General features: G+C 70.4%; 18 protein-coding genes. 10 read left to right on the top strand and 8 right to left on the bottom strand.

The features are described from left to right. Positions 1-242: 242 nt before the first annotated feature. From ACFQ87_RS03475 to dnaN, 7 genes are all read right to left on the bottom strand, one after another. Entirely contained in the window at positions 243-989 is a 747-nt protein-coding gene (locus ACFQ87_RS03475; protein WP_380608885.1) for a DUF3566 domain-containing protein, read from the bottom strand. 145 nt (positions 990-1,134) lie between these two features. Next, positions 1,135-3,672, bottom strand: a complete 2,538-nt coding sequence (gene gyrA, locus ACFQ87_RS03470) for a DNA gyrase subunit A (protein WP_380609119.1) — start codon at positions 3,670-3,672, stop codon at positions 1,135-1,137. Between the two features lie 143 nt (positions 3,673-3,815). Further along, complete coding sequence (gene gyrB / locus ACFQ87_RS03465) at positions 3,816-5,831, bottom strand: DNA topoisomerase (ATP-hydrolyzing) subunit B (protein ID WP_380609118.1); 2,016 nt, start codon at positions 5,829-5,831, stop codon at positions 3,816-3,818. Positions 5,832-6,111: 280 nt separating this feature from the next. Then, complete coding sequence (locus tag ACFQ87_RS03460) at positions 6,112-6,666, bottom strand: DUF721 domain-containing protein (RefSeq protein WP_380608884.1); 555 nt, start codon at positions 6,664-6,666, stop codon at positions 6,112-6,114. A 148-nt stretch (positions 6,667-6,814) separates the two neighbouring features. Then, positions 6,815-7,948, bottom strand: coding sequence for a DNA replication/repair protein RecF (gene recF / locus ACFQ87_RS03455; protein WP_380608883.1), 1,134 nt, complete (start codon positions 7,946-7,948; stop codon positions 6,815-6,817). A gap of 98 nt (positions 7,949-8,046) precedes the next feature. Further along, positions 8,047-8,922 carry a phosphogluconate dehydrogenase (NAD(+)-dependent, decarboxylating) gene (gene gnd, locus ACFQ87_RS03450; protein ID WP_380608882.1) on the bottom strand — a complete coding sequence of 292 codons (876 nt, stop codon included), beginning with the start codon at positions 8,920-8,922 and terminating at the stop codon, positions 8,047-8,049. A gap of 171 nt (positions 8,923-9,093) precedes the next feature. Further along, entirely contained in the window at positions 9,094-10,224 is a 1,131-nt protein-coding gene (dnaN, locus tag ACFQ87_RS03445) for a DNA polymerase III subunit beta (RefSeq protein WP_224284069.1), read from the bottom strand. A gap of 1,082 nt (positions 10,225-11,306) precedes the next feature. Between dnaN and ACFQ87_RS03440 the strand changes: the two genes are divergently transcribed. Next, a complete protein-coding gene (locus tag ACFQ87_RS03440; protein WP_380608881.1) occupies positions 11,307-12,926 on the top strand; it encodes an IS1634 family transposase in 1,620 nt (539 codons plus the stop codon). A gap of 23 nt (positions 12,927-12,949) precedes the next feature. Here ACFQ87_RS03440 and dnaA read toward each other — a convergent pair whose 3' ends face one another. Then, positions 12,950-14,779 (bottom strand): chromosomal replication initiator protein DnaA, encoded by a 1,830-nt coding sequence (gene dnaA / locus ACFQ87_RS03435; protein WP_380608880.1) that lies wholly within the window; start codon positions 14,777-14,779, stop codon positions 12,950-12,952. 352 nt (positions 14,780-15,131) lie between these two features. Here dnaA and rpmH point away from each other — a divergent pair, with 352 nt between their 5' ends. From rpmH to ACFQ87_RS03390, 9 genes are all read left to right on the top strand, one after another. Continuing rightward, entirely contained in the window at positions 15,132-15,269 is a 138-nt protein-coding gene (gene rpmH / locus ACFQ87_RS03430) for a 50S ribosomal protein L34 (protein ID WP_030059672.1), read from the top strand. Between the two features lie 18 nt (positions 15,270-15,287). Further along, on the top strand, positions 15,288-15,716 hold the full coding sequence (gene rnpA, locus ACFQ87_RS03425) for a ribonuclease P protein component (RefSeq protein ID WP_380608879.1): 429 nt from the start codon (positions 15,288-15,290) through the stop codon (positions 15,714-15,716). Then, positions 15,713-16,084, top strand: a complete 372-nt coding sequence (gene yidD / locus ACFQ87_RS03420) for a membrane protein insertion efficiency factor YidD (RefSeq protein WP_380608878.1) — start codon at positions 15,713-15,715, stop codon at positions 16,082-16,084. Before rnpA ends, yidD begins: the two co-directional genes overlap by 4 nt. After that, positions 16,081-17,235 (top strand): membrane protein insertase YidC, encoded by a 1,155-nt coding sequence (gene yidC / locus ACFQ87_RS03415; protein ID WP_380608877.1) that lies wholly within the window; start codon positions 16,081-16,083, stop codon positions 17,233-17,235. The genes yidD and yidC overlap by 4 nt, the downstream gene beginning before the upstream one ends. An 81-nt stretch (positions 17,236-17,316) precedes the next feature. Next, the gene (locus ACFQ87_RS03410; protein WP_380608876.1) at positions 17,317-17,847 is read left to right on the top strand and encodes a protein jag; all 531 of its coding nucleotides are present in this window, start codon (positions 17,317-17,319) and stop codon (positions 17,845-17,847) included. 158 nt (positions 17,848-18,005) lie between these two features. After that, positions 18,006-18,833, top strand: a complete 828-nt coding sequence (gene rsmG, locus ACFQ87_RS03405; RefSeq protein ID WP_380608875.1) for a 16S rRNA (guanine(527)-N(7))-methyltransferase RsmG — start codon at positions 18,006-18,008, stop codon at positions 18,831-18,833. Between the two features lie 288 nt (positions 18,834-19,121). After that, a complete protein-coding gene (locus tag ACFQ87_RS03400) occupies positions 19,122-20,066 on the top strand; it encodes a ParA family protein (protein WP_380609117.1) in 945 nt (314 codons plus the stop codon). Next, the gene (locus ACFQ87_RS03395) at positions 20,063-21,124 is read left to right on the top strand and encodes a ParB/RepB/Spo0J family partition protein (RefSeq protein WP_380608874.1); all 1,062 of its coding nucleotides are present in this window, start codon (positions 20,063-20,065) and stop codon (positions 21,122-21,124) included. The genes ACFQ87_RS03400 and ACFQ87_RS03395 overlap by 4 nt, the downstream gene beginning before the upstream one ends. A gap of 123 nt (positions 21,125-21,247) precedes the next feature. Beyond that, on the top strand, positions 21,248-21,865 hold the full coding sequence (locus ACFQ87_RS03390; RefSeq protein ID WP_380608873.1) for a GNAT family N-acetyltransferase: 618 nt from the start codon (positions 21,248-21,250) through the stop codon (positions 21,863-21,865). The last annotated feature ends 157 nt before the right edge of the window (positions 21,866-22,022 follow it).

The raw sequence follows: 22,022 nt of genomic DNA, 5'->3' as shown, positions 1-22,022 counted from the left end.
GTCGTCCTGCTGAACCTCTCCTGACCCGGTCGACCAACCGGGGCGGCCTGTGGCACTCCCAGGCGCGGGAACGGGCGGCGTCCAGCTAATCCCACCGCGGCCGACCCGTTTCCGGGCGGCGCGCCGCGGGCGCCGGCTGTCACCCGAATGCCGACGGGCCCCGCAGGCGGCAACAGCCTGCGGGGCCCGTACATTCCGTCCTCGGACGGAGAACTGACCGATGATCAGCATTCGGCCAGGGGTCAGTCCTCTTCGGCCAGGGTCAGCTCGACGCCGCCGGTGAAGCCGGCCGCCGCGTTGTAGATGAAGGCCGACAGCGTGGACAGCGCGGTCAGCAGCACGACGTCGACCACGGCGATCAGCGTGGTGAACATCATCACCTTGCCGAAGCCGATGTAGTCCATCAGGTTGAGCTGGCTGCTGGTGTTCTCGGCGCCGCCGCCGGTGACGTCCTTGAGCGTCTTGGTCAGCGAGTCGAAGACGCCGAGCGAGTCCAGCGTCATCCACAGCACCGCCGCGGCCACGATGATGATGATGCCGACGGCCAGCGACAGCAGGAAGCTGACCTTCATCACCGACCACGGGTCGACCTTGGTCACCCGCAGCCGGGCCTTGCGGGTCCGGCCGAGGGTTCCGACGCTGGCCGAGGGCCCGCCGGAGGGGCGGCGCGCCGCCCCGGGGACGGGGGTGCCGCCGGCCGGGGTGTTGCCGCCGGTCCGGGTGCCCCGGGCCGGGGTCGGCTGCCCCTTGGTGTAGGTGGTCGGCGTCGAAAAGCCGCCCGCGCCGGGGGCCGGGCTGCTCGGCGGCGGCGGCGTCTGGCCCCCGTAGGTCGCACCGGCCTGGCCCGCTCCACCGACCGGCGGCATCAGCGAGGTGGACGCGGCCGAGTGCTCGGTCGGCGGCTGTCCCGGGACGCCGTACGAACCCCCGCCCTGCGCGCCCGGACGGCCGCCGGAGGGTCCTCCCGCAGCACCCGTGGCTCCACTCACCTGGTCCTCCCGCACTTCCCACCAGGGCGGCGCCCTGATCCGTCACTCGTCATCCAGCGCCCGGCGGGATTGCCCGGTACTGGTCGGCGTCCGATGCCGCCGCGCCCACTCCTATGGACGCGGCGGCACCGGTCTGCGGTTCGGTTCAGGCCTCGGCGTCGCCGCCGACCGCCGTCTCCGTACCCTCGGCCGTGTCGGTGGACTCGGTGCCCGTGACCTCGTCCTCCGCCGTCTCGTCGTCCTCGGCCTCCGCGTTGCGGGCCATGCCCACCACCGCGTCGCGCTTCCCGAGGTTGATCAGTTGGACGCCCATGGTGTCACGTCCGGTTTCACGAACCTCGGAAACCCTCGTTCGAATCACTCCACCCGACAGGGTGATCGCCATGATCTCGTCGGTGTCGTCCACCACCAGCGCGCCGACCAGCGAGCCCCGACCCTCGACGATCTTCGCCGCCTTGGTCCCGTAGCCGCCGCGTCCCTGGACACGGTACTCGTCCACGCCCGTGCGCTTGGCGTAGCCGCCGTCGGTGGCCGTGAAGACGTACGTCCCCGGACGGACGACGTTCATCGAGAGCAGCTCGTCGTCCTCGCGGAAGGCCATGCCCTTGACGCCGGAGGTGGCGCGGCCGGTGGGCCGCAGTGCGTCGTCGGTCGCGGTGAAGCGGATCGACTGGGCCTTCTTGGAGACCAGCAGCAGGTCGTCCTCGGCGGAGACCAGCTCGGCGCCGATCAGCTCGTCGTCCCGGCCTTCCTCGTCCTGGCGCAGGTTGATCGCGATCAGGCCGCCGGAACGCGGGGAGTCGTAGTCCTTGAGCGGGGACTTCTTCACCAGGCCGGCCCGGGTGGCGAGGACCAGGTACGGCTTGTCCTCGTAGGTGCGGACGGCCATCACCTGGGTGATGTGCTCCTCCGGCTGGAAGGCCAGCAGGTTGGCCACGTGCTGGCCGCGGGCGTCGCGCCCGGCGTCCGGAAGCTCGTAGCCCTTGGCGCGGTAGACCCGGCCCTTGTTGGTGAAGAACAGGATCCAGTTGTGGGTCGTCGTCACGAAGAAGTGGTCGACGATGTCGTCCTGCTTGAGCTGGGCACCGCGCACGCCCTTGCCACCGCGCTTCTGCGAGCGGTAGAGGTCGGAGCGGGTCCGCTTGACGTAGCCGCCACGGGTGATCGTGACGACGATGTCCTCCTCGGCGATGAGGTCCTCGATGGAGAGGTCGCCGTCGGACGGGATCAGGGTGGAGCGCCGCTCGTCGCCGTACTTCTCGACGATCGCGGCGAGCTCCTCGGAGATGATCTCGCGCTGGCGGATCGGCGAGGCCAGGATCGCGTTGTACTCGTCGATCTTGCGCTGCAGCTCGTCGTGCTCGTCCGTGATCCGCTGGCGCTCCAGGGCGGCCAGGCGGCGCAGCTGCATCTCGAGGATGGCGTTGGCCTGGAGCTCGTCGATGTCGAGCAGGCCCATCAGACCGGTGCGGGCGGCGTCCGCGCTCGCCGAGGCCCGGATGAGCGCGATGACCTCGTCGATCAGGTCCAGGGCCTTGAGCAGCGCGCGCAGGATGTGGGCGCGCTCCTCCGCCTTGCGCAGCCGGAAGGTGGTGCGCCGGACGATGACCTCGACCTGGTGGTTGACCCAGTGCCGGATGAAGGCGTCCAGCGACAGGGTGCGCGGCACGCCGTCGACCAGGGCCAGCATGTTGGCGCCGAAGTTGGTCTGCAGCTCGGTGTGCTTGTACAGGTTGTTGAGCACGACCTTGGCGACCGCGTCGCGCTTGAGCACGACCACCAGGCGGGTGCCGGTGCGGGACGAGGACTCGTCGCGGACGTCGGCGATGCCGGCGATCTTGCCGTCCTTGACCAGGTCGGCGATCTTCAGCGCGAGGTTGTCCGGGTTGACCTGGTACGGCAGCTCGGTGATCACCAGGCACTGGCGGCCCTGGATCTCCTCGACCTCGACCACGGCGCGCATGGTGACCGAGCCGCGGCCGGTGCGGTAGTAGTCGTCGATCCCGCGGCGACCGACGATCAGCGCACCGGTGGGGAAGTCGGGGCCCTTGATCCGCTCGATCAGGGCCTCCAGCAGCTCCTCGGCGGAGGCCTCCGGGTTCTCCAGGTACCAGAGCGCGCCGGAGGCGACCTCGCGGAGGTTGTGCGGCGGGATGTTGGTGGCCATGCCGACCGCGATGCCGGTGGCACCGTTGACCAGCAGGTTGGGGAAGCGCGCGGGCAGGACGGTCGGCTCCTGCGAGCGGCCGTCGTAGTTGGGCGCGAAGTCGACGGTCTCCTCGTCGATGTCGCGCATCATCTCCATGGCCAGCGGCATCATCTTGCACTCGGTGTAGCGCATGGCCGCGGCCGGGTCGTTGCCCGGGGAGCCGAAGTTGCCGTTGCCGTCCACCAGCGGCATCCGCATCGACCACGGCTGGGCCAGGCGGACCACGGTGTCGTAGATCGAGGTGTCACCGTGCGGGTGGTAGTTGCCCATCACGTCGCCGACGACGCGGGCGCACTTGTAGTAGCCCTTCTCGGGGCGGTACCCGCCGTCGTACATCGCGTAGAGCACGCGGCGGTGCACCGGCTTGAGGCCGTCGCGGACCTCGGGGAGCGCACGGCTGACGATCACGCTCATCGCGTAGTCGAGGTACGAGCGCTGCATCTCGGTCTCGAGCTCGACCGGCTCGATCCGCATGGTCGCCTGGGCGGTGGCCTCGGCAGCGTCGGGAGTCTCGGGCGTCTCGGGCTGTTCGCCGTCGGGACGGTTGTCGTCGACCACTGGTGGTCAGTTTCCTTTCACGCGGACTGGTACGTGCGGGGCCTGGGGGTGCAGGCGCGTCACACGTCCAGGAAGCGGACGTCCTTGGCGTTGCGCTGGATGAAGGAGCGGCGGGCCTCGACGTCCTCGCCCATCAGCACGGAGAACAGCTCGTCGGCGCGGGCGGCGTCCTCCAGGGTGACCTGGAGCAGCAGCCGGTGCTCGGCGTCCATGGTGGTGACCCTGAGCTCCTCGGCGTTCATCTCGCCGAGACCCTTGAAGCGCTGGATCGCGTCGTCCTTGGGCAGCCGGCGCCCGGCCTCCACCCCGGCGGCGATCAGCGCGTCGCGCTCGCGGTCGGAGTAGGCGTACTCGAAGTCGTCCTTGCCCCACTTGATCTTGTACAACGGCGGCATGGCGAGGTAGACGTACCCGGACTCGACCAGCGGCCGCATGAAGCGGAACAGCAGGGTCAGCAGCAGGGTGCGGATGTGCTGTCCGTCGACGTCGGCGTCGGCCATCAGGACGATCTTGTGGTACCGCAGCTTGGACTCGTCGTAGTCCTCCTGGATGCCGCAGCCGAAGGCCGAGATCAGCGCCTGGACCTCGGTGTTCTGCAGCACCTTGTCGATCCGGGCCTTCTCGACGTTCAGGATCTTGCCGCGGATCGGCAGGATGGCCTGGGTGCGCGGGTCGCGGCCCTGCTTGGCCGAGCCGCCTGCGGAGTCACCCTCGACGATGAAGATCTCGCACTCGGACGGGTCCTTGGACTGGCAGTCGGAGAGCTTGCCCGGCAGCGAGGCGGACTCCAGCAGGCCCTTGCGGCGGGTGAGGTCGCGGGCCTTGCGGGCGGCGACGCGCGCGGTGGCGGCCTGGATGGACTTGCGGATGATGTCCGCGGCTTCGTTGGGGTTGCGGTCCAGCCAGTCATTGAGCTGCTCGTGGACGACCTTCTGGACGAAGGTCTTCGCCTCGGTGTTGCCGAGCTTGTCCTTGGTCTGGCCCTCGAACTGCGGCTCGCCGAGCTTGACCGAGATGATCGCGGTCAGGCCCTCGCGGATGTCCTCGCCGGAGAGGTTGTCGTCCTTCTCGCGGAGCAGCTTCTTGTCCCGCGCGTAGCGGTTGACCAGGCCGGTCAGCGCGGCGCGGAAGCCCTCCTCGTGGGTACCGCCGCCGTGGGTGTGGATGGTGTTGGCGAAGCTGTAGACCCCCTCGGTGTAGGAGGAGTTCCACTGCATCGCGACCTCCACCGAGATCGACTTGTCCTTGTCCTCGGCCTCGAAGTCGATCACCGAGGGGTGGATGACCTCGCCCTTGCGGGAGTTGAGGTGGGCGACGAAGTCGGCGATGCCGCCGTCGTACTTGTACGTGACGGTGAGCGGCTTGCCGTCCTCGTCCACGTGCTCGGGGCGCTCGTCGGTCAGCGAGATCGACAGGCCCTTGTTGAGGAAGGCCATCTCCTGGAAGCGCCGGGAGAGCGTCTCGAAGGAGTAGACGGTGGTCTCGAAGATGTCGCCGTCGGCCCAGAAGGTCACCGTGGTGCCGGTGCGGTCGGTCTCCGCGCCCTTGGCCAGGGCGGCGGTCGGCGCGCCCATCTTGTAGTCCTGGGTCCAGATGCTGCCGTCCTTGTGGATCTCCACCGAGAGCCGGGTGGACAGCGCGTTCACCACCGAGACGCCCACGCCGTGCAGACCGCCGGAGACGGCGTAGCCGCCGCCGCCGAACTTGCCGCCCGCGTGCAGGACGGTGAGCACGACCTCGACGGCGGGCTTGTCCTGGCCGGGGACGATGTCCACCGGGATGCCGCGGCCGTTGTCGACGACGCGGATCGCGCCGTCGGCCATGATCGTGACGTCGATGGTGTCGGCGTACCCGGCCATCGCCTCGTCGACGGAGTTGTCCACGACCTCCTGCACCAGGTGGTGCAGGCCGCGCTCACCGGTGGAGCCGATGTACATGCCGGGGCGCTTGCGGACGGCGTCGAGGCCTTCCAGCACCTGGATGTTGCTACCGGTGTAGGAAGCCTGGTCGGTCTGGTCTGGGGTCTGGCTGGGGTTGCCGGAATCGGCCACGAAGCGCCCTCTCTGGCACAGCACGGGTCGCATGCCTCTCCCCGTACGGGCGGGCGTGCGACCACAGCGTTTCGACTCGGTTGCCACTAGCAACAGTGTTTGGCTTCCAGTCTACCGGTACGACTGACAGAGATGGGCGTTTGGCAGCCCTTGAAGGCAGATACGCCGCCCTGAATCCCCTCGGCACGTGTCCCGATACTCGACCGGGGGGCCCGGGGCGCCTGGAAGGGCCGTCAGGGGTTCCGGAAGATCGTGGTCCGATCCTGGCGGGGCCGACGGGGCCCAGCCCGGGCGCCGCCCGGGCCTAGCCCCAGGTGTCGCCCGGGCCCTTGCTCCCGGGCGCGCGCAGCCGGCCGTAGCCGCGGGCGGGCGCGGCCGGGCCGAGCACCTTGATGGTCCGCACCGTGCCGTGGCCCAGCTCGTGGTTCAGGCGGGCCACCAACTGCCGTGCCAGCCAGCGCAGTTGAGTTGCCCAAGCGGTGGAGTCGCACTGCACGGTGAGCACCGCTGCGGCCTCGTCGTAGGAGGTGGGGTGGCAGTGCGCGGCGATGTCCGGACCGACGATCTGCGGCCAGCGGCCCATCACCCCGCCGACCGCGGCGGAGGACTCCCAGCCGCGCTCGGTCAGCAGCCGGTTCAGCGCCGCACCCAGCGGGACCGGGTCGCGGCCGTCCGAGCGGGCACCGCTGCGCAGGCCGTGCCGCTTCGCCTCGCGCTTCTGCTGCACCTGCTCGCCGCGCTGGCGGGCCTGGGCGCGGGCCGCCCGCAGGGCGGAACGGGCGAGGTCGGCGCCGGTGGGCTCGGGGGCGGCGGGGGTGGGGCCAGGGAGGGAGTGCTCAGCCTTCGCCGGCTCGCTCACGACGATCTCCTTTCCCCAGCCTGTGGACAACCGATGAGCCGTCCAGCCTACGGGAGCGCTCGGACGCGGGACGGCGGGGCGTACCCGGGACGCGGTCGGTGTGACGAGCGGATCAGGTGACGGCTCGGGCGATTGATCGGGCTACGGATCAGGCGTCGATCCGGCGGACGGCGCCGTCGGAGACCGCGAACCGGGCGCCGGCCAGCGCCTTCGGCACGTCCTCGGCCACCGCGGCGGTGACCAGCACCTGCTCGCCGGCGGCCACCAGTTCGGCCAGCCGGTCCCGGCGGGCGGCGTCCAGCTCGGCGAAGACGTCGTCCAGGATCAGCACCGGCTCGCCGCCGTCGGCCCGCAGCAACTCGTACGAGGCCAGCCGCAACGCCAGCGCGAACGACCAGGACTCGCCGTGGCTGGCGTAGCCCTTGGCGGGCAGCGGGCCGAGCCTGAGCACCAGCTCGTCGCGGTGCGGACCGACCAGGGTGACCCCGCGCTCGACCTCCTGCTTGCGGACCGCCTGCAGCGCCTGCAGCAGCTGCTCCTCGGCCTGCTCCCGGCTGGTCGGCAGCTCGCCCTCGAAGGAGCTGCGGTACTCCAGCGCGGTCTCACCGCCGCCGGGGGCCAACTGTCCGTAAGCGGCCGTCACCAGTGGCTGCAGGGCGGCCACCAGCTGGATCCGGAAGGCCGTCAACTCGGCGCCGGCCCGCGCCAGATGGCCGTCCCAGACCTCCAGGGTGGACAGGTCGGCGCCCTTGCCGCCGCCGGCCCGGCGGGCCATCGCGGCGGTCTTCAGCAGGGCGTTGCGCTGCTTGAGCACCCGCTCGTAGTCCTGCCGGACCCCGGCCAGCCGGGGCGCGCGGGCGGTCAGCAGCTCGTCCAGGAAGCGCCGGCGCTCGCCCGGATCGCCCTTGACCAGGCTGAGGTCCTCCGGGGCGAACAGCACGGTGCGCAGCAGGCCCAGCACGTCGCGCGGGCGGACGTTGTCCGAGCGGTTGATCCGGGCCCGGTTGGCCTTGCCCGGGGTGAGCTCCAGCTCGACCAGGGTGGAGCGGCCGCGGTCCACCACCGAGGTGCGGATCACCGCCCGCTCGGCGCCGAGCCGGATCAGCGGGGCGTCGGTGGCGACCCGGTGGCTGCCCAGGGTGGCGACGTAGCCGATCGCCTCGACCAGGTTGGTCTTGCCCTGGCCGTTGGGCCCGACGAAGGCCGTCACGCCCGGGTCGAGGGGAACCTCGGCCCGGGCGTACGACCGGAAGTCGGCGAGCGACAGATGCGCGACGTGCATGGCTGTGGACTGCGCTCGCCTTCTATGAACAGACCTGTGGATGACCGGAGGGCCGGTGGAACTCCGCCCCCGGAAGGGGACTCCGCCCCGGAAGGGGACTACTTCGACTCGACCGCGTGGCCGCCGAACTGGTTGCGCAGCGCGGCGATCATCTTCATCTGCGGCGAGTCGTCCTGGCGGGAGGCGAAGCGGGCGAACAGCGAGGCGGTGATCGCCGGCAGCGGCACGGCGTGGTCGATCGCGGCCTCGACGGTCCAGCGGCCCTCGCCGGAGTCGGCGGCCCAGCCGCGCAGCTTGGCCAGGTGCTCGTCCTCGTCCAGGGCGCGGACGGCCAGGTCAAGCAGCCAGGAGCGGATGACGGTGCCCTCCTGCCAGCTGCGGAAGACCTCGCGCACGTCGGTGACCTCGGGGGCCGCCTCCAGCAGCTCCCAGCCCTCGGCGAAGGCCTGCATCATCGCGTACTCGATGCCGTTGTGGACCATCTTGGCGAAGTGGCCGGCGCCCACCGCGCCCGCGTGCACCGAGCCGAAGTCGCCCTCCGGCTTGAGCGCGTCGAAGACCGGCTGAACGCGCGCGACGTGCTCGGCGTCGCCGCCGTACATCAGCGCGTAGCCGTTCTCCAGGCCCCAGACGCCGCCGGAGACGCCGCAGTCGACGAAGCCGATGCCCTTGGCGGCCAGCGCCTCGGCGTGCTTGATGTCGTCGGTCCAGCGGGAGTTGCCGCCGTCGACGACGACGTCGCCGGGGGAGAGCAGCTCGGCGAGCTCGTCGACGGTCGCCTGGGTCGCGGCACCGGCCGGAACCATCACCCAGACCACTCGGGGGCCCTGGAGCTTGTTGACGAGCTCCTGCAGGCTCTCGACGTCGGAGATCTCCGGGTTGCGGTCGTAACCGACGACGGTGTGGCCGGCGCGGCGGATCCGCTCGCGCATGTTGCCGCCCATCTTGCCGAGACCGATGAGGCCGAGCTCCATGACCAAATCCTTACTGTGGGGACGTGCCTGCCGGCGGCGCCGTTGCCGCACGCCTCGAGCCTACGCTTCCGACGGGAACGGGCTCTGCGCAGTCGGGCCGACCGGGGGAGACGTCCACAGGCTGTGCACAGCGGGTGTGCACAGCCTGTGGGTAACGGACGCGGCCGACGGTCAGCCGGAGAGGCGGACCGGCATGATCAGGTACTGGTACGCCTTGTCCTCCTCGGCGTCCACCGAGACCTTGCCGCTGAGCAGGGCCGGCTTGGTCGGGGTGGTGAAGCTCAGCTGGGCGAAGGGGGAGTCGATGGCCTTGAGGCCCTCCTCCAGGTAGCCCGGGTTGAACGCGATCGAGATGTCGTCGCCCTCCAGGTCGGCCTCGATCCGCTCGGTGGCCTGGGCGTCGTCGCCCGAGCCGGCCTCCAGGGTCAGCACACCCTGCTCGAAGTTGAGCCGGACCGGGGTGTTGCGCTCGGCGACCAGCGAGACGCGCTTGAGCGCCTCCAGGAAGGGCTGGGTCTGGATCGCGGCGACCGCGCTGAACTCGGTCGGGAAGAGGCTGCGGAACTTGGGGAACTCGCCCTCCAGCAGCCGGGTGGTGGTGCGGCGGCCGGCGCCCTCGAAGCCGATCAGGCCCTCGCCCGCGCCGCCCGAGGAGAGCGCGATGGAGACGTTGTCGCCGCTGCCCAGGGACTTGGCGATGTCCTGCAGGGTCTTGGCGGGCACCAGGGCGACCGCGGAGATGTCCGACTGCTCGGGCTTCCACAACAGCTCGCGGACGGCGAAGCGGTAGCGGTCGGTGGCGGCCAGGGTGATCCGGTCGCCCTCGATCTCGACCCGGACGCCGGTGAGCACCGGCAGGGTGTCGTCCCGGCCGGCGGCGACCGCGGCCTGGCTGACGGCGGAGGCGAAGACGTCCCCGGAGACGGTGCCGGTGGCGGTCGGCATCTGGGGCAGGGCCGGGTACTCGTCCACCGGCAGGGTGGGCAGGGTGAAGCGGGAACTGCCGCAGACCACGCTGACCCGCTGGCCGTCGGTGGAGATCTCCACAGGCCTGTTGGGAAGGTTGCGCGAGATGTCGTTGAGCAGTCGACCGGAGACCAGGACGGTGCCGGCCTCCTCGACGTCCGCCTCCAGCTCGACCCGGGCCGAGACCTCGTAGTCGAAGCCGGACAGCGCCAGGCTGCCCTCCTGCGCGGTCAGCAGCAGGCCGGCCAGCACCGGCACCGGCGGCCGTGCCGGGAGGCTGCGGGCAGCCCAGGCCACCGCCTCCGCGAGGACGTCACGCTCCACCCGGAACTTCACCGGTAACCGCCTCCTGGATCGAGCGCTCCCGCTCGCACTCTGGTTCGTCTGATCTTGATCGTCGGTCCCGCTGTCCGCCGAGCTCTGCCGCTCCGCTTCCAGCTGCAAAGGACAGTCTGACGTACTCCGCCGACAGACGGGGCAGACGGGCGGAAGCAACCCGAACAAGTGTCGGGGCCTGCGGCCGGTTGCGTTGTCCACAGATTTCGGGCCCACCCACTTTGAAAGCAGGTTCACGGTCTATCTGTGTAGCGGTAGTAGTAGGGCCTGTGGAAACCGTGGATAACCCTGTTTCCGCAGGTCAACGCCCGATTTTTGTCCACAGACGGTGTGGACGGCAGCTGTGGACGGACAGGCCGCGCTGTGGACAGCCGAGCGTTACCCACAGGGCACGCTGTGTATCCACAGGTTATCCCCAGGGCCGTCCCCAGATCCGAGCCCGGTTATCCACCGGCACCGGTCAACTTTCCGTGACGCCTTTCACACCAGGGCATGAACGGCAGTCCACGGTTGTCGAACTGTGGACCCGGCTGTGGACAACCTGGGGATAACCACCCTGCCCCTGGGGACAACCGGTGGATAACCCGAACGGCCCATTGGTGGCCCGTCAATTGTCCACACCCTGTGGATAACTGTTGTGCACAAGTCCACAGGCACCTGACCTGCGCGGAAGAGCGTAGCGGCGACGGGCCTGTGGACGAATTCTGGATAACTTCGGACTCCCCAGCCTGTGGACTGTGCGGAAGGGGCCGGTCCTGTGGACAACGGCCTTGCGCGCCCCCGGTTTTCGAATCACCGGTCAGTTGTTCGGCGCCGGCTGCGGGCTGGCGGAACGTCCGTCGACGACATCCCTGCCCAGCCTCGGCCCGACACACACCTGTGGATGGAAAAAGGGCGTCAGGATCGCTCCTGACGCCCTCTGAAGGCCGGTCGGCCCGTCGGTGGACGGACGCTAGCCCCATCCTCCGCATGTGACCGGTTCGGATGAAGTGATGATGTGGCCGGTACTTCGGCGGGGGTGGGTCGTTGGGTAGGGCGTGTCGATACCTCGTTCGCGTCGTTCCCGGGTCCAGCGTCCTCGTATGACGGTGGAGTTGGCTCCCGTGGTGGAGAGGCGTCTGGGCGCTCTGCCCGCCTCTGCCGAGTTTCTGCGCCGGCTGGACGTGGCCGGGATCATCGACGAGCTGTGTCCGATCCGCGAGGTCGCGCACCTCACGCACGGGCAGGTGATCGAGGTCCTGGTCGCCAACCGGTTGTCCTCGCCGACCTCGATGGTTCGGGTCGGCACGTGGGCGCGGACGTGGGCCGTCGAGGAGGTCTTCGGCGTCGAGCCGGACCTGCTCAACGACGACCGGCTCGCCCGCGCGCTCGACGCGATCGCCCCGCACCTGGAGGAGATCACCGGCTCCGTCGGCGCGCAGGCCATCGCGGAGTTCGGCATCGACACCGCCCAGATCCACTGGGACATGACATCGATGTCCCTGTTCGGCGCCTACGAGGACCAGGAAGAGTGCTTCCCGCAGGTCAGGTACGGACACCCCAAGGACCGGCGGGTGGACCTGAAGCAGATCCAGGCCGGGCTGGCCGTCAGCCGCGACGGCGGGATCCCCCTCTTCCACCGGGTCTACGACGGCGGCGCGGGCGAGGTCGCGCAGGTCGTCGGCGCGATGAAAGCCCTGCGGAAGATCGCGCAGCGCAAGGACTTCCTGCTCGTCGCGGACTCCAAACTCGTCTCCTACCCGAACATCACCGCGCTGCTGGACGCGAAGGTCGACTTCATCGCCCCGCTCCCGGCCGCCCAGGTCAAGGCCGAGGTCTACGCCGCCCTCGCCGCGGAGTCCGCCGAGCTGGTCGACTACGTCAACGACCGCGACCGCGAGCGGAACACCCCCGCCGACCAACGGGAGTCCTACCGGGTCCTGGAGGACGTCCACGTCATGACCGGGCCACGCAAAAGCGACCCGCAGCACCGGCTGCGCAGGATCCTGGTCCACTCCACCGGCAACGCCAAAGGCCAGCAGACCGCCCGCGCCAAACGCCTCGCCCGGGCGACCGAGGACCTGGAAAAGCTCCAGCGCTCCGCCGGCGGCCGCTACTACAACACCGCGGCCAAGATCGAGGCCCGCATCGGCGTGATCGCCAAGACCCGCCGCGTCACGAGCTGCCTGCGCACCGAGGTCACTGTCGATTCCGACGGGCGCCCGTTGCTGACCTGGCACTTCGACCAGGACGTCCTGGAGGTCGAGGCCGCCGCCGACGGCTGGTACGCCCTGGTCACCCGGCTCACCCCAAACCAGGCCGACGCCGCCGAGGTCCTCAAGCGCTACAAGGGCCAAGGCGTCGTCGAGCGTCGCTACAACGACTTCAAGGGCCCGCTCGCCGTCGCCCCGATCTTCCTGGAACACAACCGGCGCATCGCCGCCCTGATCACCGTCATCTGCCTGGCCCTACTCGTGTTCTGCCTGATCGAACGCCAAGTACGCCAAGCCCTGGGCCCCGAGCAGACCATGAGCGGCCTCTACCCCGACAACCGCAAGGTCCGCCCCACCGGACGCATGATCCTCTACCACCTCGAAAGCCTCATGCTCCGCCCCGGCACCGCCACCAGCCCACCCATCATCCTCATCAACCAAGGAGTCCAAGCACACCTACTCGAACTCCTCGGCATCGACGAAACCCGACCCCGCTGGTTGGAAACCTAAAACCCCACCTGCGAAGTCACCGGCTAGCTCTTGATGCGGTTGGTGAGTTCGGTGACCTGGTTGTAGATCGAGCGCCGCTCGGCCATCAGCGAGCGGATCTTGCGGTCCGCGTGCATCACCGTGGTGTGGTCACGGCCGCCGAACTGCGCGCCGATCTTCGGCAGCGACAGGTCGGTGAGCTCCCGGCACAGGTACATGGCGATCTGCCGGGCCGTCACCAGCACCCGGCTGCGCGAGGATCCGCAGAGGTCGTCCACGCCCAGGCCGAAGTACGCGGCGGTCTGCTGCATGATGACCTGCGCGGTGATCTCCGGGCCGGCGTCCTCGTCCCCACCCGGGATCAGGTCCTTGAGGACGATCCCGGCCAGCTCCAGGTCCACCGGCGCGCGGTTGAGGTTGGCGAAGGCCGTGACCCGGATCAGCGCGCCCTCCAACTCCCGGATGTTGCGGGTGATCCGGGACGCGATGAACTCCAACACGTCGGCGGGGGCGTTGAGTTGCTCCTGGATCGCCTTCTTGCGCAGGATCGCGATCCGGGTCTCCAGCTCCGGCGGGGTGACGTCGGTGATCAGGCCCCACTCGAAGCGGTTGCGCAGCCGGTCCTCCAGCGTGGTCAGCAGCTTGGGCGGCCGGTCCGAGGAGAGGACGATCTGCTTGTTCGCGTTGTGCAGGGTGTTGAAGGTGTGGAAGAACTCCTCCTGGGTGGACTCCTTGCTCGCGAGGAACTGGATGTCGTCCACGAGCAGGATGTCCATGTCCCGGTAGCGGCGGCGGAAGGTGTCCGCCTTGCCGTCCCGGATCGAGTTGATGAACTCGTTGGTGAACTCCTCCGAGGACACGTAGCGCACCCGGGTGCCCGGGAAGAGGCTGCGCGAGTAGTGCCCGATGGCGTGCAGCAGGTGGGTCTTGCCCAGCCCGGACTCGCCGTAGATGAAGAGCGGGTTGTACGCCTTGGCCGGGGCCTCGGCGACCGCCACCGCCGCCGCGTGCGCGAAGCGGTTGCTGGCGCCGATGACGAAGGTGTCGAAGAGGTACTTGGGGTTCAGCCGGGCGGCCGGCTCGTCCTTGCGCGAGCCGCCGGCCGGGGGCGCGCCGGGCGGGGCGGGCACTCCGGGGACGGCGGGGCGGTCGGTGCCCCGCTCCGCGGCGGGCTTGTCGGCGGGGCGGCCGCCGGAGGGCCGGGCGCCGTGCGACCGGCGACCGGCGCCGCCGCGGGGCTGCTCGCCCGGGCCGGGGCCGTACGCGCCGCCGAACAGGTCGCCCTGGGTGGTCGAGGGCGGGCTGGGCAGCGGGCGCGGCGCCGGGCGGGGAGAGGGCTCCTCGGGCTCGCGGTAGGGCTCCTGCGGCTGCTGGTAGCCGGACTCCTGGTAACCGGACTCCTGGTAACCGGGCCAGGGCTGGCCCGGCTGGCCGCCGTACGGCGCCGGGCGCTGCTCGTAGCCGCCGGTGTCGTAGCGGGGGCGCTCGTAGTCCTGCTCGTAGGGGTGCTGGTAGTCCTGGTCGCCGTAGCCGCCGGAGTCCTCCTCGGCCGGGCCGGGGTACGGCTCGGCGGGGGCCTGGGCGGCGGGCGCGGGGGTGGTGGGCACGGCGTTGGCGTCGACCATCACGGCGATCCGGACCGGTCGGTTGAGCTCGCGGCTGAGGGCGTCGGTCAGCTGAGGCAGCAGCCGGCCCTCCAGCACCTGCTTGGCCCGCTCGTTGGGGGTCGCCAGCAGGGCGGTGTCGTGCATCATCCACATGGGCTGGGTGCGCTGCACCCACTGCTTGTCCATCTCGCCGATATCGGGGTCGCTGACCAGCCGCTCGACGACCCTCGCCCAGACCGGGACGAGGTCGCTGTTGACATCAGCCACTGGTGCACGCTTTCCAAGAACAAACCAGACAAGTCCTGCAACGGTAGTCAGCGAACGGGAACGGATCAAGTCGTTGTCCACAGGCTGTGGGTAAGTGCGCCACGTGCGGCTGGTTTGACCCTCGCACCCCGTCCCGCGTACCGTAACCAGGTCGAGTTGTCGATGGCCGCTGCCGCATGTCCGCGGGTCCACCCGCTCCATAAGGCGCGCAGCACGGGCGCCGTGGATTGCCTCAGACCCCAGCCGAACTGGGGCGATGGGCCGGATTTCCGAATCAGGGGAGATCACGCGGACGCACGGTGACGGCCAAGCGACTCCCCGTCATCCTACGATTCACCTCAGGAGCCCCCGAGTGAGCAAGCGCACCTTCCAGCCGAACAACCGTCGCCGCGCGAAGACCCACGGCTTCCGGCTGCGTATGCGTACCCGCGCCGGCCGCGCCATCCTGGCCGCCCGCCGTGGCAAGGGCCGCGCCAGCCTGTCCGCCTGATCCACGACAGAGTCTGTTGTGCTGCCCTCCGAGAATCGGCTGCGGCGGCGCCAGGACTTCGCGACCGCGGTCAAACGCGGTCGCCGGGCCGGCCGGCCCCTTCTGGTCGTCCATCTCAGCAGAGAGGCCGACCCGCAGGGGCAGACCGACCGGACCAGCGACTCCCGCCCGCACGTCGCCGAGGGGACTCCTTCGGCGCGTGCGGGTTTCGTCGTGAGCAAGGCCGTCGGCCCGGCGGTCGTCCGCAACCTGGTCAAGCGCCGGTTGCGCCATCTCGTCCGTGATCGCCTGTCCAGGCTGCCCGCCGGTAGCCTGATAGTGGTGCGTGCGCTGCCCCAGGCCGCGACCGCCTCGTACCAGGATCTCGAACGTGATCTTGACGCGGCGCTGAAGCGGTTGTTGAGGGCCGAGCCCGCCGCCACGGCGCCGACGGGAGCAGGTCGATGAAGTACCTGCTGATGGGTCTGATCAGGGTCTACCAGTGGACCATCAGCCCGCTGCTCGGTCCGGTGTGCCGTTATTACCCCTCCTGCTCGCATTACGGCTACGAGGCCGTGAAGGTGCACGGGGCGGTCAAAGGCGGCGGACTGACCGTGTGGCGCATCCTGCGCTGCAATCCGTGGACGCCCGGCGGGGTCGATCATGTCCCGCCGCGCAAGCATCCGGTGTGGCACCGGCGGTTGCGAGACCGGCTGAGCAGCCGGTCCGCCACCGGAGAGCCGGTGACCGCCACCCCCGCCGGTCCGGACCCCGAGGGCCCGGCCACCATTGGCCCGGAGCGGCCAATCCACCTGTCCAAGGAGTCTGACCGGTGACCTTCGGTTTTCTTAGCCCCCTCTACACAGCGGTGTCCTGGATCATCGTCCAGTTCCACTCGTTGTACAGCCACGTCTTCAATCCGGACGGTGGCTGGGCCTGGGGTCTGTCCATCGCCTCGATGGTCGTCGTCATCCGGATCTGCCTGATCCCGCTCTTCGTGAAGCAGATCAAGGCGACCCGGGCCATGCAGGCGATCCAGCCGAAGATGAAGGCCATCCAGGAGCGCTACAAGAACGACCGGCAGCGCCAGTCCGAAGAGATGATGAAGCTGTACAAGGAGGCGGGTACCAACCCGTTCTCCAGCTGCCTTCCCATCATCGTGCAGGCCCCGTTCTTCACCGCTCTCTACGGCGTGCTCGCCTCGGTCGCCAAGGGCAAGCCCATCGGCGTCATCCACGGCGACCTGCTGGTGAGCGCCGGTAAGGCGCACATCTTCGGTGCCCCGCTGTCCGCGACCTTCGTCAGCAGCAGCGTGACCAGCGTCAAGATCGTCACCGCGGTGATGATCGTCATGATGTCGCTGTCGCAGTTCGTCACCCAGCGCCAGCTGATGACCAAGAACGTCGACCTCACGGTGAAGACGCCGTTCATGCAGCAGCAGAAGATGCTGATGTACGTCTTCCCGGTCATGTTCGCCGTGATGGGTATCAACTTCCCGGTCGGTGTCCTGGTCTACTGGCTGACCACCAACGTCTGGTCGATGGGCCAGCAGCTGATCGTCATCCGCAACAACCCGACCCCGGGCAGCAAGGCCTTCCAGGAGCGCCAGGCGCGGCTGAAGAAGGCCGGCCGACTGCGTCCGGACGGTACGGAGATCAAGGGCGCGCTCTGGGGCGTGCTGCCCCCGTCCAAGGAGGCCCTCGACCAGGCGGCCTCGGCGGCCACCGTGGTCGAGGAGTCGGTGCAGGCGCGCCGCCAGCAGCCGCGTCGGCAGACCAAGGCCCAGCGCCAGCACGGCGGAGCCACCACCCAGGCGGCCGAGCCGGGCGAGGACACCGTGGCCGAGCAGCCGAGCGACGCCGCCCCGGCCGAGTCCGACGCCAAGTCGGCGGCCGCCAAGCAGAGCGCGGCCAAGCCCGCCGGCACCAAGCAGGGCACTCGGCAGCAGCCCAAGCGCGGCGGCCAGCGGCCGAAGAGGAAGTCCTGACCGGCCCCGGCCCGTTGTGACAGCCCCGAAGAGCTTCGTTCCCGGCCCGCCAGACGGGCCCAACTCCGAAGGAGTCCATCAGTGACGGAAGGCACCACCTCCGCCGTCGAGGCCGAGGCCGCCGCCAGCGCCGACGAGAGCCTCATCACTCGCCTGGAGCAGGAGGGTGACATCGCGGCGGACTACCTGGAGGGTCTGCTCGACATCGCGGACCTCGACGGTGACATCGACATGGACGTCGAGGGCGACCGCGCCCTGGTCTCCATCGTCAGCGACGGCAACGACCGCGCGCTGCAGCGCCTGGTCGGCCAGGACGGCGAGGTGCTGGAGGCCCTGCAGGAGCTGACCCGGTTGGCTGTCCACCGGGAGACCGGCGAGCGCAGCCGCCTCATGCTGGACATTGCCGGCTTCCGGGCCCGCAAGCGTGAGGAGCTGGCAGCCCTCGGCGCCGAGGCTGCGGAGCGGGCCAAGAGCACCGGCGAGCAGGTCAAGCTGAAGCCGATGACGCCCTTCGAGCGCAAGGTCGTCCACGACGCGGTCGCGGCCGCGGGTCTGCGCAGTGAGTCCGAGGGCGAAGAGCCCCAGCGGTGCGTGGTCGTGCTGCCGGCCTGAGGCCGACGGTCGATGACCGGCCGCTGCGGCAGCCGGTGAGCTTCACCGGACGCGACCCCGTCCGCCTCGTGCGGGCGGGGTCGTCGTCCCTTCCGGGATGTTTCACGTGAAACACTGCGTTGAGCGGGTCGGTGGATCCGGGGATCGGAGAGGTCGAGATGGACACGGAGAGCACGGCCGCCGGCCGTCCGGGGGCGGACGTGGATCCGGACGCTGAGGGGCGGGCGGCCGAGGTACCCGAGCTGGACGTGCTGGCCGAGGCGCCGGCCGCCGCCCGGGAGGTCTTCGGCGACCGCTTCGACGCCGCCGTCCGCTACACCGAGTTGCTGGCCACGGCGGGTGTCAGCCGCGGGCTGATCGGGCCGCGCGAGGTGCCCCGGCTGTGGGACCGCCATGTGCTCAATTGCGCGGTGCTGGCCGAGCTGCTGCCGACCGGCTCCACCCTGTGCGACGTCGGCTCCGGCGCGGGCCTGCCCGGCATCCCGGTGGCGTTGGCCCGTCCGGACGTCTCGGTGACCTTGCTGGAGCCGCTGCTGCGCCGGACCACCTTCCTGGAGGAGGTCGTCCGGGAGCTGGCCCTGGAGAACGTCACGGTGCTGCGCGGCCGCGCCGAGGAGATGGTCGGCAAGCTCGCGGTGGACGTGGTGACCGCCCGGGCGGTGGCGCCGCTGGACCGGCTGGCCGGCTGGGGGCTGCCGCTGCTGCGTCCGCACGGGCAGATGCTGGCGCTCAAGGGCGACAGCGCCGAGCAGGAACTGGCCGACTCGCGCGCAGGGCTGGCCAAGCTGGGCGCGGTCGAGTGGAGCGTCATCTCGGTCGGCGAGGGCACTCTGGAGACCTCGACCCGGGTGGTCCAGGTCAAGGCGGGGGAGAGCCCCGGCGGGGTGAAGGCCGCGACCCGGCGGGCCAAGGTGGCCCGGGCCGGCCGCAACGCCAACGCCAAGGGCGGCGAGCGCGGTCGGGGCGGGCGGCGCCGTAGCCGCTGAGGCTGAGGCCGCTGAGGCCGAGTGACGCCGGAAACGGACGAGAGCGGGCGGACGGTCCTCCTGAACGGGGGAGCCGTCCGCCCGTCGTCGTTCAGGTGACGCCCGGGCTGCCGTCGGGACATCGGAGTGTCGCAACGTCAGATTTCCGACATAGCGGGCATGGTGTTTCACGTGAAACGTCGCTCCTTGCTCTCGGGAATCCTTAGCCGCAGCCGGGCGGCGACTGTTGCCGCTCCGGTTTCACGTGAAACACTGACCTCCATGCAGGACTCGGAGACCATCGACCAGATCGATGACACGCCCATCGCACGGGCCGCCCAGGCTGCGGTACAGGCGATCGGCCGAGCGGGGCAGGGGCTGCCCCGACCCGCCGGCACCCGGGTGATCGTGGTCGCCAACCAGAAGGGTGGGGTGGGCAAGACCACCACCACCGTGAACATGGCCGCCTCGCTGGCGATGCACGGACTGCGCGTCCTGGTGGTCGACCTCGACCCGCAGGGGAACGCCTCCACCGCCCTCGGCATCGACCACCACGCCGAGGTGCCCTCCATCTACGACGTGCTGGTCGAGGGCAAGCCCCTGGCCGACGTGGTCCAGCCGGTCGTGGACGTCGAGGGGCTGTTCTGCGTCCCCGCCACCATCGACCTGGCCGGCGCCGAGATCGAGCTGGTCTCGCTGGTGGCCCGGGAGAGCCGGCTGCAGCGCGCCATCGCCGCCTACGAGCAGCCGCTTGACTACGTCCTGATCGACTGTCCGCCCTCGCTGGGCCTGCTGACGGTCAATGCCCTGGTGGCCGGCCAGGAGGTGCTGATCCCGATCCAGTGCGAGTACTACGCGCTGGAGGGCCTCGGCCAGCTGCTGCGCAACGTCGAGCTGGTGCGCGCGCACCTCAACCCCGCACTGCACGTCTCGACGATCCTGCTGACCATGTACGACGCCCGGACCCGGCTGGCCGCCCAGGTCGCCGAGGAGGTCCGGACCCACTTCCAGAACGAGGTGCTGAGCACGGCGATCCCGCGCTCGGTGCGCATCTCGGAGGCGCCCAGCTACGGGCAGACGGTGCTCACCTACGATCCGGGTTCGACCGGGGCGCTCTCGTACCTGGAGGCCGCCCGCGAGCTCGCGCTGCGTGCGGTGGGCACGGGCGGATCGCTGGTGGGCCAGCAGCGGGACGGCCAGCAGGGGCACGGCGCCCCGGTGGCACAGCACGGTACGACGGAGGGTAATCGGTGAGTGGTCGCAGGGGTCTGGGACGAGGGCTTGGGGCGCTGATCGGCCCCGCGCCGGCGGACGGCGGGGCGGCGCAGCCCGCCGCCGCCACGCCCGCGCCGACCTCGGTGGTAGTGACCGGCGTGACGTCGCCGGCCTCCGTGCCGGTGCTGCCGGGCGGTCGCGGCACGGTGGCTGCCAGGGCGGCCGTCGGGCGGCGGGTGGAGCAGCCGACGCCGGTCCCTGGTGCCTCCTTCGCCGAGCTGCCGCTGGACGCGATCACCCCCAACCCGCGTCAGCCGCGCGAGGTGTTCGACGAGGACAAGCTGGCCGAGCTGGTCGCCTCCATCAAGGAGGTCGGCCTGCTCCAGCCGATCGTGGTGCGTCAGGTCGAGGCCGAGCGCTACGAGCTGATCATGGGCGAGCGCCGTTGGCGCGCCTCCCGCGAGGCCGGGCTGGAGCGGATCCCGGCGATCGTCCGGGCCACCGAGGACGACAAGCTGCTGCTGGACGCCCTCCTGGAGAACCTGCACCGGGCCGAGCTGAACCCGCTGGAGGAGGCGGCCGCCTACGACCAGCTGCTGCGGGACTTCTCCTGCACCCATGACGAGCTGGCGGACCGGATCGGCCGCTCGCGACCGCACGTCTCCAACACCCTGCGGCTGCTGAAGCTCCCGCCGTCCGTCCAGCGCCGGGTTGCCGCCGGGGTGCTGACCGCCGGCCACGCCAAGGCACTGGTGGGCATCCCGGACGCGGACCGGCAGGAGGAGCTGGCCAAGCGGATCATCGCTGAGGGCCTCTCGGTGCGGACCACCGAGGAGATCGCCAAGCTGATGAGCGCCGAGCAGAAGCCCCAGCGCCAGACGCCCAAGGCGGGCAAGCTGATCTCTCCGGCCTTCAACGACCTGGCGACCCGGCTCTCGGACCGCTTCGACACCCGGGTCAAGGTCGAGGTGTCGCAGCGCGGCGGCAAGCTGGGCAAGGGCAAGGTGGTGCTGGAGTTCGGCTCGGTGGAGGACCTGAACCGGATCCTGGACAGCATGGCTCCGGGCGAGGACGGTCTGCGGCTGTCGCAGGGCTGAGCCGGCCGAGGGCAACGACCCGATGGGTGCATGTTTCACGTGAGCGCTGTTTCACGTGAAACATGCACCCATCGGCGTTCGTGGGGGAATGCTCGACCGTGAAAGGGAGGAGGAATGCGGGCCATGGGACGCCGGATAGCTCCGCTGACGCTGGACAACCTCACGGATCTGCCGACCGGCTGCCGCTCCTGTGTGTTCTGGGAGCTGGACCCGGTGAGTGCGAAGGAGGCGGTTGAGTCCGGGAAGCCGGAGCTGGAGAAGGAGCGATGGATCTCCGCGGTGCTGCTGGAGTGGGGGTCCTGCGGCCGGATCGCCTACGTGGACGACCAGCCCGCCGGCTTCGTGCTCTACGCGCCGCCGGCCTACGTCCCCCGCTCGCAGTCCTTCCCGACCAGCCCGGTCTCGCCGGACGCCGTCCAGCTGATGGTCAGCCGAGTGCTGCCGGGCTACCAGCGGCAGGGGCTGGGCCGGGTGCTGGTGCAGACGGTGGCCAAGGATCTGCTCGGGCGCGGGGTGCGGGCGATCGAGGCCTTCGGCTCGGCGGGCCGGGTGCCGACCAGCTGCGTGCTGCCGGCCGACCACCTGCTGGCGGTGGGCTTCAAGACCGTACGGCCGCACCACCGCTACCCGCGGCTGCGGCTGGAGGCACGGACCACGCTCTCCTGGCGGGGTGATGTGGAGGGGGCGCTGGAGCGGCTGCTCGGCGGCGGGCGCAAGGAGCCGGCGCTGCGGCCGTTCTGAGCGGCCGGTCCGAAAGCCGTGGGTGGAACGACGGCGGCGGGGGGGGGCGGCTGTGTGTGTGGCACCACCCCCCCCCCCCGGGCCCCGCCACACCGCCCCACCCCCCCCCCCCCCACCCCCCCCCCCCCCCCCCCCCCCCCCCCCCCCCCCCCCCCCC

It is taken from the genome of Kitasatospora sp. NPDC056531 (assembly GCF_042794375.1).
Taxonomy (GTDB): Bacteria; Actinomycetota; Actinomycetes; order Streptomycetales; family Streptomycetaceae; genus Kitasatospora.
This window is presented reverse-complemented; position numbering and strand designations above follow the sequence as displayed.